This window comes from Rubrivivax gelatinosus, assembly GCF_016583785.1.
GTDB classification, from domain to species: domain Bacteria; phylum Pseudomonadota; class Gammaproteobacteria; order Burkholderiales; family Burkholderiaceae_C; genus Rubrivivax; species Rubrivivax gelatinosus_B.
In genome coordinates this window covers 1-13,180 of record NZ_NRRU01000125.1, presented here as the reverse complement: position 1 = coordinate 13,180, position 13,180 = coordinate 1, and the positions used below count along the sequence as shown (strand labels likewise).

Annotated in this window: 8 protein-coding genes; 2 read left to right on the top strand and 6 right to left on the bottom strand. The window is 72.6% G+C overall.

Features of this window, described 5'->3' with window-relative positions; translation table 11 throughout:
- Positions 1-124 precede the first annotated feature (124 nt).
- Complete coding sequence (urtA, locus tag CKO43_RS22575; protein WP_200380046.1) at positions 125-1,408, bottom strand: urea ABC transporter substrate-binding protein; 1,284 nt, start codon at positions 1,406-1,408, stop codon at positions 125-127.
- A 136-nt stretch (positions 1,409-1,544) separates the two neighbouring features.
- Here urtA and CKO43_RS22570 point away from each other — a divergent pair, with 136 nt between their 5' ends.
- Positions 1,545-2,558 carry an adenosine deaminase gene (locus tag CKO43_RS22570; protein ID WP_200380045.1) on the top strand — a complete coding sequence of 338 codons (1,014 nt, stop codon included), beginning with the start codon at positions 1,545-1,547 and terminating at the stop codon, positions 2,556-2,558.
- On the opposite strand, the gene CKO43_RS22565 is transcribed toward CKO43_RS22570, so the two are convergent.
- A complete protein-coding gene (locus CKO43_RS22565; RefSeq protein ID WP_200230837.1) occupies positions 2,559-2,912 on the bottom strand; it encodes a hypothetical protein in 354 nt (117 codons plus the stop codon).
- A 70-nt stretch (positions 2,913-2,982) separates the two neighbouring features.
- Complete coding sequence (locus tag CKO43_RS22560; protein WP_200380044.1) at positions 2,983-3,825, bottom strand: dioxygenase family protein; 843 nt, start codon at positions 3,823-3,825, stop codon at positions 2,983-2,985.
- A gap of 85 nt (positions 3,826-3,910) precedes the next feature.
- Between CKO43_RS22560 and CKO43_RS22555 the strand changes: the two genes are divergently transcribed.
- Positions 3,911-6,442: an ABC transporter permease gene (locus CKO43_RS22555; RefSeq protein ID WP_200380043.1), complete on the top strand. Its 2,532-nt coding sequence runs from the start codon at positions 3,911-3,913 to the stop codon at positions 6,440-6,442.
- Positions 6,443-6,705: 263 nt separating this feature from the next.
- On the opposite strand, the gene CKO43_RS22550 is transcribed toward CKO43_RS22555, so the two are convergent.
- From CKO43_RS22550 to CKO43_RS22540, 3 genes are all read right to left on the bottom strand, one after another.
- Complete coding sequence (locus CKO43_RS22550) at positions 6,706-10,011, bottom strand: PAS-domain containing protein (RefSeq protein ID WP_200380042.1); 3,306 nt, start codon at positions 10,009-10,011, stop codon at positions 6,706-6,708.
- A gap of 90 nt (positions 10,012-10,101) precedes the next feature.
- Positions 10,102-12,033, bottom strand: coding sequence for a methyl-accepting chemotaxis protein (locus tag CKO43_RS22545; protein ID WP_200230831.1), 1,932 nt, complete (start codon positions 12,031-12,033; stop codon positions 10,102-10,104).
- Between the two features lie 393 nt (positions 12,034-12,426).
- The gene (locus CKO43_RS22540) at positions 12,427-12,984 is read right to left on the bottom strand and encodes a chemotaxis protein CheW (RefSeq protein WP_200230830.1); all 558 of its coding nucleotides are present in this window, start codon (positions 12,982-12,984) and stop codon (positions 12,427-12,429) included.
- Positions 12,985-13,180 lie beyond the last annotated feature (196 nt).

The following is a 13,180-nucleotide window of genomic DNA, read 5'->3' as shown; positions in this document are numbered from 1 at the left end:
CCCCCCGCCCTCTCCCGCAAGGCGGGAGAGGGCGGGGGGTGAGGGCTCGCGGCACGCCACCACCCTCACCCCAACCCTCTCCCGCCAGCGGGAGAGGGGGAGGGAGCCCGTGCAGCGTGTTCCGTCAGGGCTTGGTCGCGACGACTGGCTCGTCCTTCTTGCCCTTGTTCTCCGGGATGTACGGACTCCACGGCTGCGCCTTCACCGGCCCCGGCGTCTTCCAGACCACGTTGAACTGGCCGTCGCCCTTGATCTCGCCGATGAACACGCTCTTGTGCAGATGGTGGTTCTTCTCGTCCATCTTGCTCAGGATGCCGCTGGGCGCCTTGAAGGTCTGGCCGGCCATCGCCGCGATCACCTTGTCGGTGTCGGTGCTCTTGGCCTTGGTCACGGCCTGCACCCACATGTTGAAGCCGATGTAGCTGGCTTCCATCGGGTCGTTGGTCAGCGGCTTGTCCTTGTGGCCCGGGATGTTCTTGGCCTTGGCGTAGGCCGACCACTTCTTGATGAACTCGGCGTTGGTCGGGTTCTTGATCGACATGAAGTAGTTCCACGCCGCCAGGTGGCCCACCAGCGGCTTGGTGTCGACACCGCGCAGCTCCTCTTCACCGACCGAGAACGCGACCACCGGCACGTCGGTGGCCTTCAGGCCCTGGTTGCCCAGTTCCTTGTAGAAGGGCACGTTGGAGTCGCCGTTGATCGTCGAGACCACCGCGGTCTTCTTGCCTTCGGCGGCGAACTTCTTGATCTTGGCGATGATCGACTGGTAGTCGGAGTGGCCGAACGGGGTGTACTCCTCGAGGATGTCGGCGTCGGCGACACCCTTGCTGTGCAGGAAGGCGCGCAGGATCTTGTTCGTCGTGCGCGGGTAGACGTAGTCGGTGCCCAGCAGCACGAAACGTTTGGCGCCGCCGCCGTCCTTGCTCATCAGGTACTCGACGGCGGGAATGGCCTGCTGGTTGGGCGCGGCGCCGGTGTAGAAGACGTTCTTGCTCAGCTCCTCGCCTTCGTACTGCACCGGGTAGAAGAGCAGGCCGTTGAGCTCCTCGACCACCGGCAGCACGCTCTTGCGCGAGACGCTGGTCCAGCAGCCGAAGATCACCGAGACCTTGTCCTTGCCGATCAGCTGGCGCGTCTTCTCGGCGAACAGCGGCCAGTTCGACGCCGGGTCGACGACCACCGGCTCGAGCTTCTTGCCGAGCAGGCCGCCCTTGGCGTTGACCTCGTCGATGGCCATCAGGATGGTGTCCTTCAGCACCGTCTCCGAGATCGCCATCGTGCCCGACAGCGAATGCAGCACGCCCACCTTGATGGTGTCGGCGGCGTGGGCGGAGCCGATGCCGGCCGCGGCGAACGCGGCGGCGGCGACGGTTTGCAGGACGAAGCTGCGGCGGTTGGCAGTAGCCATGTGGTGGACCCCTCCAGGTGGCCGGGCGGCCGGTTGAACTGGGGCCAGTGTCGGGAGCGGGGCTTCGCCGGCCAATACGACAGATGTCGTAGGCGGCGCGTACAGTCGCGCCCCAATGCAAAACCGAGAGAGCCCCATGTCCCTGCCCGCCCTGCTGCGCGCCGCGCCCAAGGCCGAGCTGCACGTGCACATCGAAGGCACGCTGGAGCCCGAGCTGATCTTCCGCCTGGCCGAACGCAACGGCGTCGTGCTGCCTTACGCCAGCGTCGAGGCGCTGCGTGCGGCCTACGCCTTCAGCGACCTGCAGAGCTTCCTCGACATCTACTACGCCGGCGCCAGCGTGCTGCTGAAGGAAGCCGACTTCTTCGAGATGGCCTGGGCCTATTTCGAACGCGCCGCAGCCGACGGCGTCGTGCACGCCGAACTCTTCTTCGACCCGCAGACACACACCGCGCGCGGCGTGGCGATCGAGACCGTCATCGTCGGCCTGCACCACGCCTGCCAGCGTGCGCACGCCGAGCTCGGCATCAGCGCGTCGCTGATCCTGTGTTTCCTGCGCCACCTGAGCGAAGACGAGGCCTTCGCGACGCTGGAAGAGGCGCTGCCCTACCGCCACCTCTTCATCGGCGTCGGCCTGGACAGCAGCGAACGGGGCCACCCGCCGGAGAAGTTCGCACGCGTGTTCGCGCGCTGCCGCGAACTCGGCCTGCACCTCGTCGCCCACGCCGGCGAAGAAGGCCCGGCCGAGTACATCGAGACCGCGCTCGACCTGCTGCAGGTCGAACGCATAGACCACGGCGTGCGCTGCGTCGACAAACCGACGCTGGTGCAGCGCCTGGCGGCCACGCGCGTGCCGCTGACGGTGTGCCCGCTGTCCAACGTCAAGCTCTGCGTCTACCCCGACATGGGCGCGCACCGCCTGCCCGAGATGCTGGCCGCCGGGCTGTGCGTGACGATCAACAGCGACGACCCGGCCTATTTCGGCGGCTACCTGCTGGACAACTACCGCGCCGTCTTCGACGCCCACCCGGCGCTGGGCCGCGACGCCGCCTACACGCTGGCGGCCAACAGCCTGGAGGCGAGCTTCGTGCCCGCCGAGCAGAAGGCGGGCTGGAAGCGCGAGCTCGACGCGGTGTTCGCCGCAGCCTGATCAGGCCGCAGCGCGCGGCTTGTCGCGGCTCAGCAGCTTGACGATCAGCGTCAACCCGCCGGCGGCGACGGCCAGCCCGGCGGCGCCCACGCCCCAGGCGGTCCAGACGATCAGCGGCGCGGCGCCGCCGAGCAGGCCCAGCGTGCTCTCGGTCAGCTCGAGCAGCGCCCGCAGCAGCTCCTGCCAGCCGGGAAACCAGCGGTCGATGACCGCGGCATACGGCACCTGGTCGACGAGTTCGCCGAGCTCGCCGATCCAGCCCGGCTGCGCCTGCAGCAGCGTGTAGACGCCCCAGGCGCCGAGCGACCACAGGCCCAGCAGCAGGGCGGTGACGATCCAGATCGCGGCGATCATGCGGTTTCCCCGTTTGGCGACGGCGCGACGATAGCCGCGCCGGCCGAGGCCATGGCCGCAGCGGGTGTTTTCAGCCCGCCAGCGCTTGCTCCAGGCGAGCGGCCTGCGGACCGAAGGCGTAGGCGTCCATGCCCAGGTCGCCGTATTCGATGCTGGCGTGCACGCGCCGCGCCTCGGGCGCGTCGCCGGCGGCACCGGCGGCGACGAAGAAGGGCAGCAGGTGTTCGTCCGTCGGGTGCATCAAGGCGGCGTAGGGCGCCTGCGCGCGCCAGTCCAGCAGCGCTGCCCAGTCGGCGGCCGCGCCGCGGCTGGCGAACCAGTCGCGGAAAGCCGTGCTCTCGGGCGTCGCCGGTGCGTCCACCGCGCCGGCCTGCATCGCGCCGACGATGCGGCGCAGGTTGTGCGTGATGCTGCCGCTGGCCAGCACCAGCACGCCTTCGGCGGCCAGCGGCGCGAGCGCGTGGCCGAGTGCGAACAGCTGCGCCGCGCTCCAGCCCGGCGGCCAGGCCAGCGGCAGCACCGGCAGGTCGACCTGCGGATAGGCGTGCAGCAGCGGCGTCCAGATGCCGTGGTCCAGGCCGCCGGCTTCGTCGCGGTGCACGGCGATGCCGGCGCCCGCCAGCAGCGACTGCACGCGGCCGGCGAGCGCAGGCGCGCCGGGTGCGTCGTAACGCAGCCGGTACAGCGCGTCGGGGAAACCGCCGAAGTCGTGGATGGTCTCGTGGCGGGCGCCGGCCACCAGCACCGGCACACGCGTCAGGCTGTGCGCCGAGATCGCGAGGATGGCCTGCGGCCGGCCGAACGCGGTGTCGAGGGCCGGGCCCAGGCGGTGCAGGAAACCGCCCGCGGCGCCGGGTTCCAGCGCCGTCATCGGCGAGCCGTGGGACAGGAAGAGCGGGGGCAGCGGGTTCATGTCTCGATTGCAGCAGCCCGGCCCCGCATCCGGGTTCAGCCGGCTTGCACGCGTCGTTCAAGGGCTTTCGGGTACCGTGAGGCCCATGCAAGCCTCGATTTCCGCGCTCGCCTGGCGGCAGACGCTGCGCGACTTCCGCGCCGGCGAGCTGCGCCTGCTGTTCTTCGCCGTGATGCTGGCCGTGGCCGCGCTGACGGCCGTCGGCTTCTTCGCCGACCGGCTCAACGGCGGCCTGGCGCGCGACGCGCGCCAGCTGCTGGGCGGCGACGCGCTCGTCAGCAGCGACCGGCCGACGCCCGCAGAGCTGGTGCAGCGCGCCGCGGCGCTGGGCCTGCGCAGTGCCGGCAGCGTCTCGTTCCCGAGCATGGCGCGTGCGCCCGACGCGCTCGGCGGCGCCAGCCGGCTGGTGGCGGTGAAGGCGGTGAGCGACGGTTACCCGCTGCGTGGTGCGCTGCAGCTGAAGGCGCTGCAAGGCGAGGGCCGCGAGACGCTGGCTGCCGGCCCGAAGCCGGGCACGGTCTGGGTCGACGCCGCGGTGCTGGACTCGCTGCAGCTCGCGCCGGGCCAGCCGCTGCAGCTGGGCGACGCGACGCTGACGGTGGCGCGCGTGATCCTGCTCGAACCCGACCGCGGCGCCGGCTTCACCAGCTTCTCGCCGCGTGTGATGCTGCACGAGAGCGACCTCGCCGCCACCGGCCTGGTGCAGCCGGCGAGCCGCCTGAACTACCGCTTCGCCGTCGCCGCGCCCGAGGGCCGCGACGCCGCGGTGCGCCAGTTCGTGCAGCAGGCCGAGGAGCGCATCCACGCCGCGCCGCTGCGCGGCGTGCGCATCGAGTCGCTGCAGAGCGGGCGCCCCGAGATGCGCCAGACGCTGGACCGGGCGGAGAAGTTCCTGAACCTGGTCGCGCTGCTGGCGGCACTGCTGGCGGCGGTGGCGGTGGCAATCGCGGCGCGCGACTTCGCCGCCCGCCACCTCGACGACTGCGCGCTGCTGCGTGTGCTCGGGCTGGCGCAGCGCCGCATCGCCGGCGCCTACGCGCTCGAGTTCGCGGCGCTCGGCCTGGCCGCCAGCGCCGCCGGCGTCACGGTCGGCTGGGCGGTGCACCACGTCTTCGTCTGGCTGCTGGCCGGTCTCGTCAACGCCGAGCTGCCGCCGCCGTCGCTGTGGCCGGCGGCTTTCGGTGTCGGCGTCGGCATGACGCTGCTGCTGGGCTTCGGCCTGCCGCCGGTGCTGCAGCTGGCGCAGGTGCCGCCGTTGCGTGTCATCCGGCGCGACGTCGGCGCGCTCAAGCCCGCGTCGCTGCTGGTGCTGGCCGCCGGTGCCGGCGGTTTCGCCGCACTGCTGCTGGCGGTGGCCTCGGACGCCAAGCTGGGGCTGATCGCGGTCGGCGGGTTCGCCGCTGCGATCCTGGTCTTCGCACTCTGCGCCTGGCTCGCGGTGCTGCTGCTGCGGCGCCTGGTGCCCGAAGCCGGCGCGCCGCGCTGGCTGGTGCTGGCGACGCGCCAGCTCACCGCGCGCCCGGCGTTCGCGGTGCTGCAGGTCTCGGCGCTGGCCGTCGGCCTGCTGGCGCTGGTGCTGCTGGTGCTGCTGCGCACCGACCTCGTCGCCAGCTGGCGCAACGCGACGCCGCCGGACGCTCCCGACCGCTTCGTCATCAACGTCCAGCCCGACCAGGCCGAGGCCTTCCGCCGCACGCTGGACGAGGCCGGCGTGCAGCGCTACGACTGGTACCCGATGATCCGCGGCCGGCTGGTGGCGATCAACGGCCGCGCCGTCAGCGCCGAGGACTACGCCGAGGAACGTGCGGCGCGCCTGGTCGAGCGCGAGTTCAACCTCAGCCATGCCGCCGCGCGCCCGGATCACAACGAGGTCGTCGCCGGCCGCTGGACGCCCGAGGAAGCCGACGCCGTCTCGGTCGAGGAGGGCATCGCCCAGACCCTGGGCCTGAAGCTCGGCGACCGCATGCGTTTCGACATCGCCGGCATCGAGCGCGAGGCCCGCGTCACCAGCCTGCGCAAGGTCGACTGGGGTTCGATGCGGGTGAACTTCTTCGTCATCTTCCCGCAGGCCGAGATGGCCGACCTGCCGGCGAGCTACATCAGCGCCTTCCGCGCGCCGGCGACGCCGGGCTTCGACAACGCGCTGGCACGCGCCTATCCGAACATCACCACAGTCGACGTCTCGGCCTCGATCGCCCAGGTGCAGGGTGTGCTGGACCAGGTGATACGCGCGGTCGAGTTCCTGTTCGGCTTCACGCTGGTGGCGGGCCTGGTGGTGCTGTTCGCCGCGGTGTCGGCGACACGAGAGTCGCGCGCGCACGAGTTCGCGGTGATGCGCGCGATGGGCGCCGGCAGCCGCCTGCTGGCCCAGGTGCAGCGTGCCGAGCTGCTGGGCGTCGGAGCACTCGCCGGGCTGCTGGCCTCGGTGGCGGCGATCGCGGTCGGCTGGGCGCTGGCGCGCTACGCCTTCGAGTTCGCCTGGCAGCCTTCGCCCTGGGTGCCGCTGGCCGGCAGTGCAGCCGGTGCGCTGCTGGCGCTGGCCGCGGGCTGGTGGGGCCTGCGCGACGTGCTGCGGCGCCCGGTCGTCGAGACCCTGCGCCGCGCGACGGCGGGCTAGGCGTCTGGGCGGCTTGCAGCCGCGCAGACGCCTAGCCTGCGGCTGAACGTACGGCTCCCCCGAGCCCCCTCCGGGAATGGGCTCCAGCTTGTTTGACGGCACCCTCCAGCCTCCCTCCGCGAGGGAGGCTCCAGTCAGTCTGACGATGGCTGACCGCGCTTCACCGGCGCTCGCCTGCTCGCGGTTGATACGCCGGACCCCGGGGCACGCTCTTGATCCCGCGGCATCGGCCACGGCCGGCTTCTGCCGCCCAGACTCCTAGATCAAGACGCGGCGAGCGCGCGCTCGATGGCCTCGATCAGCCGGCCCTGCTCGAGCGGCTTGGTGAGGTAGTCGGCGAAGCCGGCGGCACGTGCGGCGGCGATGCTGTCGGGCATCGCGTCGGCGCTGACGGCGAGCACCGGCAGGCTGCGGGTCTGCGGCTGGGCGCGCAGCCGGCGCAGCAGCTCGAAGCCGTCGGCGTCGGGCAGCTGGATGTCCAGCAGCACCAGCGCCGGGCGCTGGCTCGTCGCGATGCGCAGACCGGTCTGGGCGTCGTCGGCCAGCAGCAGCTCGATCTGCGGGCAGCGCGCCAGCATCGCCTGCATCAGCAGCTGGTTGACGTGGTTGTCCTCGACGTAGAGCACGGTGCGCGGCGCGGCCGGCGCCGGCCCGGCGTCGGCACGTTCCAGGCTGATCCAGAAGGTGCAGCCGGCGCCGGGCGCGCTGTCCAGGCCGATGCGGCCGTGCATCGCCTCGACCAGCCACTTGGCCAGCGCCAGGCCGACGCCGGCACCGTCGGCGGCGGCGCGGCCGCCGTCCAGGCGCTCGAAGGCCTGGAAGATGCGCGGCTGGTCGTCGGGCGCGATGCCGGGGCCGTCGTCGTGCACCTCCAGGCGCAGGCGCTCGCCGTCCTCGCGCCAGGCGATCGAGACCCGGCCGCCGCGGCGGTTGTACTTGACCGCGTTGCTCAGCAGCCCCGACAGCACCTGGCGCAGCCGGGCGCCGTCGGCGAGCACGCTGCCGGGCGAAGGCAGCGCGGGCGCCTCCAGCTGCACGCCGCGTTCGGCCGCCAGCGGCGCGACCGCGCGGCAGGCTTCGGCCACCGCCGTGCCGGCGTCCACCGCCCCCAGCCGCAGGCGCAGCGTGCCGCCGTCGATGCCGGCCAGGTCCAGCACCTCGTCGATCAGCGCCAGCAGGTGGCGGCCGCCGCGCAGCACCTGGCCGACACGTTCGCGCTGCAGCGTCGTCAGCGGCTCCGATGCCTCCGACTCGAGCAGCTGGCCGAAACCCAGCACCGCGTTCAGCGGCGTGCGCAGCTCGTGCGACATGCGCGAGAGGAAGTCGGACTTGGCGCGGTTGGCGCGTTCGGCCTCGTCGCGCGCAGCGATCAGCGCGGCCTCGGCGGCCTTGCGCGCGGTGATGTCCCAGCCGTAATGCACCCAGCCTTCGAGCTGGCCGTCGGCTGCCAGCCGCGGCACGCCGGTGTCGGCGATCCAGCCCCAGCTGCCGTCGGCGCGGCGCAGGCGGTACTCGGTCGCGAAGCTGCGGCCCGGCGCACGCGCGCCCTCGAAGGCGTTGCGGCAGGCGGCAACGTCGTCGGGGTGCAGGCGCAGGTCCCAGTCCTCGGCCAGCGCCTGGGCGGCGTCGCAGCCGGTGAATTCGAGCCAGCGCTGGTTGATCCAGTCCGGCCGGCCGGCGCTGTCGCGCACGACGACGAGCGCCGGCGCGGCGTCGGCCAGCAGGCGAAAGCGCGACTCGCTCTCGCGCAGCACCTGCTCGGCGCGCAGCGCGGCGGTGATGTCGGTGAAGGTGCGCACCACCGGCCCGCCGGGGCTGCGGAAGGTGTCGACGCGCAGCGTGCGGCCGTCGGCGTCGGTGCGCTGGTAGCCCGCGGGCAGGCGGTCGATCTCGCCGCGCAGCGCCACTTCGATGAACGCGCGCGCCTGCTGGTCCACCTCGCCCGGCGCCGGGCCGACGCGGCCGTTGTCGATCTGCCAGCGCACGAACTCGGCGAGCAGCGGCCGCCGCTGCAGAAAGGCCTCGGTCACGCCCGTCAGCTCGACCAGGCGCGGGTTCCAGGCCACGACCCGGCCCTGTTCGTCGAAGGTCAGCACGCCCTGCGGCAGGTTCTGCAGCGTCGCCTCGAGGATGCGCGACTTCTCCTCGAGCAGCTGGCTGGTGCGCCGCTGCAGCTCGGTCGCGCGGCGCAGCTCGCCGATGTCCGACAGCACCGACACCGAGCCGGTCTTGTGCCCCGATTCGTCGTGGATCGGCGTGGCGTGGTTGACGCACCAGACCGGCGAGCCGTCGTCGCGGCGCAGCCGCAGCTCGTAGCGGCCGGCTTCGCCGGCGTCGCGGCGGCGCGCCTGCTCGCGCACGATCTCGGCCTGGTCGGCGTCGACGAAGTCGTAGAGCCGGCGGCCCAGCAGCGCCGCGCGTTCGACGCCGAGCAGCCGGCACAGCGCCGGGTTCGCGTCGGTGGTGCGCAGGTCGTTGTCGAAGAACCAGAAACCCTGGGTCGTGGCGTCCAGCAGCAGCGCCAGCATGCGGCGCTTCTCGGCGAGTGCGGCCTCGGCGGCCAGGCGCCGGCTGATGTCGACCGCGACGGCAACGAAGCCGCCGTCGGGCGTGGCGTTGCGGCGCAGCTCGATCGTGCCGCCGTCGGCGAGCGAACGCACCGTGGTGGCGTGGCCGCCGGCCTGCAGCAGCCCCATCCAGCGCGCGACGGTGGCCTCGGCGTCGCCGCCGCCGCCCAGGCGGCCGGCGCGGGCCTGGCTGGCGAGCAGCTCGCGCACCGGCGTGCCGACGCGCGCCAGCGCCGGGTCCAGCCGCGTGATCTCGGCAAAACGGCGGTTGAAAGCGCGCAGCCGCATGTCGGCGCCGACGACGGCAATGCCTTCGTCGACGTGGTCGAAGATCAGCCGCAGCAGCGCTTCGCTCTCGCGCGCGGCGTCCAGGCTGCGCTGCTCGTCGCGGCGCGCGGTGGCGAGCGCGACCCGCTGGCGCCAGGCGCGTTCGGCGGCGACGATGCCGTAGATGCCCAGCAGCGCGGCGACGGCGACGCCCAGGCTCAGCGCCTGTGCCGCCGGCTTGTCTTCGGCCAGCAGGCGCAGCGTGACCGGCAGCATCGCCGGCAGCGCGAACGCGAAACCGACGATGCGGTCGAACTGCCCCAGCACCAGCGCCGCGGTCGACATGCCGGCGAGTGCTGCCATCAGCAGCTCGAGCGCGTCGTGGTCGCCGGCGGCCGGCAGCAGCGCGATCACGCCCCAGGCCACACCGTGCACGAAGATGCTGGCCCGGAACCATGCCAGCCGCCGCCCGGGGTCGGCCGGCCGCGGCTCGCGCCGGTACTGCAGCAGCAGGCCCTGACGCAGCGCCAGTGCCAGCGCCAGCGCCAGCGTCCAGGCGCCCAGCGCCAGCGGCGCGACGCTGGCGTGGATCGCCCAGGCCACGAATGCCGCGACGCAGGCGCTGCCCAGCACCGAGAAGGTGACGGCCGAGGCGTGCTCGGCGACCTGCGCAGCTCGGATGTCGCCGGTGATGGCGACATCGGCCGCGTTCGCGGGTGGCTGTGCGGTGGGCACGTTGGTTCTTGTGATCGAAATCAGATTCTCACGCGAACTTTCGTGCTCTCGACGAGCCGGGCCCCGGTTCGCGCGGGGCCCTGGGGGCGATCAGTCGGCCGCGACGCGGAACGCGGCGACCGCCTGCGACAGCGTGCGTGCCTGTTCGCGCAGCGACTCCGACGCCGCAGCCGACTGCTCGACCAGCGCCGCGTTCTGCTGCGTCATGCGGTCCAGCGTCGCGACCGCCTCGTTGACCTTGCCGATGTCGCGGTGCTGCTCGCCCGAAGCGGCCGAGATCTCGGCGATCGTCGTGCTGACGCGTTCGACGCTGGCGACGATCTCGGCCATCGTCGCGCCGGCGTCGCCGACGAGGCGGGCGCCGGAGTCGACCTTCTCGACGCTGGCGCCGATCAGCGACTTGATTTCGCGCGCGGCTTCGGCGCTGCGCTGCGCCAGCAGCCGCACCTCGCCGGCGACGACCGCAAAACCGCGCCCCTGCTCGCCGGCCCGGGCGGCCTCGACGGCGGCGTTCAGCGCCAGGATGTTGGTCTGGAAGGCGATGCCGTCGATGGTGCCGGTGATGTCGGCGATGCGCTTGGAGCTGGCGTTGATTTCATCCATCGTCGCGACGACCTGGCCGACGACGGCGCCGCCGCGCTGGGCGACGCTGGCGGCGTTGCCGGCGAGTTCACGCGCCTGGGCGGCGGCGTCGGCGCTGTGGCGTGCGCTGCCGGCGAGCTGGCCGACGCTGGAGGCGGTCTGCTGCAGGCTGCCGGCGGTCTGCTCGGTGCGCTGGCTCAGGTCGACGTTGCCGGCGGCGATCTCCGACGACGCGGTATCGATCGACTCCGCCGACTGGCGCACGGTGCTCAGGGTCTGGCCCAGGCGCAGCCGCATCGCCTCGACGTCGCGTATCAGTTCGCCGACCTCGTCGTTGCGCGTGCTCTCGACATGTCGCGTCAGGTCGCCGGCGGCGACCGCCTCGACCGCACGCGCCAGATCCTGCAGCGGCCGTGCGACCCAGCTGCGCAGCACCTGGAACAGCGCCACGCCCAGGCCGCCGGCGGCCAGCGCCAGCAGCAGCCAGAACGGGCGCAGCGCGGCCCAGGTGGCGGCCATCGCGTGCGTCTGCGAAACCTCGGCCAGCACCAGCCAGCCGGTGGCCGGCACCTTGCGCGCGACGACCCAGGTGTCGCCCGACTGGCGGTCGACGAGGCCGGGCGAGGGCAGCCGGGTGTCGGCAGCGGCCGCGCCCAGCGCCGCCAGCAGCGGCGCGGCGGCGGGCAGGGCCTCGAGCACCTTGGCATTGGCCGCGTCGGGGTGGGCGATGAAGACGGCGTCTTCCGGCCGGCTCTTGGGGTCGACGATGACGATGCCGCCGGTGTCGGCCAGGCGGGCCTCGCCGGCGAGCCGGCGCAGGCTGGCGCGGTAGCCGCTCTGGTCGAAGCCGACGAAGAGCACGCCGACGATGCGGCCGCCGGCGTCGCGCACCGGCTCGTAGCGCGCCATGTAGGGTTTGCCGAAGAGCTGTGCCGGGCCGACGTAGGGCTGGCCGGCCTTGAGCGCGGCGTAGGCCGGGTGCTGCGTGCCCAGCGGCGTGCCGACCGCACGCGTGCCGTCCTCCTTCTTCAGCGAGGTCGAGATGCGCACGAAGTCCTCGCCCTGGGCGGCGAAGATGGTGGCGACGCCGCCGGTCAGCGCGGCGAAGCGGTCGACAGGCTCGAACACGCCGTCGAGTTCGACGCCGCCGGCGGCGAGGCCGCGCGCGCCGAGCACGTAGGGGCCGGGCAGGCTGGCGGCGAAGGAGCCGTAGAGCTTGTCGGCCATCGTGCGCGCGGCGCCATCGAAGGACTCGGCCATGTCGGCGATGGCCTGGGCGCGTTCGCCGAAACGTTCGACGTTGGCCTCGTTCGCGTTGCGCACCGTGACCCAGGTCTGCAGGCCGGCGGCAGCGCTCAGGACCACGGCCAGGCCGAGGCCGCCGGCGAGCGAGACGCGGCGCGCGATCGAGCCGGGGCGAGGGGAGCTGTTGCTCGTCATCGGGACATTCGTGTTGCGGCGCTCGGCAGGAGACGTCGCACGGGCGCCCTGGCAGCGGCCCTGCTGTCAGCGGCCCGGGCCCCTGATCGACGTGCCCGCGCCGCGAGTCGGCGGCGGGATGCGGCCTGCTGTCAGGCGTGCAAGGCCTTCCGGCCTCGCTCGTCCAGGCTCAGCTCTCGCACGTGAAATCGTGCTCGAGCCTGAGTTTCCGGCGAGCAAGGCCTTCCGGCCCTGCACGTCCGGACTCAGCCCTCGCGCGTGAAATCGCGCTCGGGCCTGAGCCAGGCGATCGAGGCCTTCCGGCCTCGTACGTCCAGGCTCAGCCTTCGCGCGTGAAATCGCGCTCAGGCCTGAGTCCGGCGAACGAGGCCTTCCGGCCTCGTACGTCCGGACTCAGTGCGTGACAGCGTCCATCAGGCCCATGTCGGCGCTGCTCATCAGCGCCTCGATGTCGACCAGGATCAGCATGCGTTCGGCGTCGCCGTTCTTCACCGCACCGATGCCGGTGATGAAGTTGGCTTCGATGCTGGAGGCGAGCTCCGGCGCCGGCTTGATCTGTTCGCGGTTCAGTTCGAGCACGTCCGAGACCGAGTCGACGACGGCGCCGACGACGCGGCCACGCACGTTGAGCACGATGACGACGGTGAAGCCGTTGTACTCGGCGCTGCCGCAACCCAGCTTCAGGCGCAGGTCGATGATCGGCACGATCACGCCGCGCAGGTTGACCACGCCCTTGATGAAGGACGGTGCGTTGGCGATGCGCGTCGGCGGCTCGTAGGAGCGGATCTCCTGCACGCGCAGGATGTCGATGCCGTACTCCTCGCCGCCGAGACGGAAGGTGAGGAACTCGCCGCCGGCCTGGCCCTCGGTGGCAGCGGCACCTCGCGAGGCGATGGCGGTGTGCGAGCGCTCGGTGCGCGCGGCGGGGGCAACTTCGGTCAGCATGTCCATGGTCTTGTCCTTCGGGAGGGCGTCGTTCCAGTTATCGGCCATGACGCCGACGAGTTGAGGGGCAGCCGTCGTGGCATGTGTCACGCGGCGTCAGAAAGTCTCCCAATCGCCGTCGTCGCGCTTGGGCGGCGGCGCGGCGGGGCGCTCGGCTTCGGCGCGGGCGCGCGGCGGCTGGGCCGGCTGCGCCGGCTTGGCG

Coding starts and splice junctions, on each gene's coding strand:
- urtA (WP_200380046.1), bottom strand. CDS start 1,408: ATGGCTACTGCCAACCGCCGCAGCTTCGTCCTGCAAACCGTCGCCGCC.
- CKO43_RS22555 (WP_200380043.1), top strand. CDS start 3,911: ATGCAAGCCTCGATTTCCGCGCTCGCCTGGCGGCAGACGCTGCGCGAC.
- CKO43_RS22545 (WP_200230831.1), bottom strand. CDS start 12,033: ATGACGAGCAACAGCTCCCCTCGCCCCGGCTCGATCGCGCGCCGCGTC.
- CKO43_RS22570 (WP_200380045.1), top strand. CDS start 1,545: ATGTCCCTGCCCGCCCTGCTGCGCGCCGCGCCCAAGGCCGAGCTGCAC.
- CKO43_RS22565 (WP_200230837.1), bottom strand. CDS start 2,912: ATGATCGCCGCGATCTGGATCGTCACCGCCCTGCTGCTGGGCCTGTGG.
- CKO43_RS22560 (WP_200380044.1), bottom strand. CDS start 3,825: ATGAACCCGCTGCCCCCGCTCTTCCTGTCCCACGGCTCGCCGATGACG.
- CKO43_RS22540 (WP_200230830.1), bottom strand. CDS start 12,984: ATGGACATGCTGACCGAAGTTGCCCCCGCCGCGCGCACCGAGCGCTCG.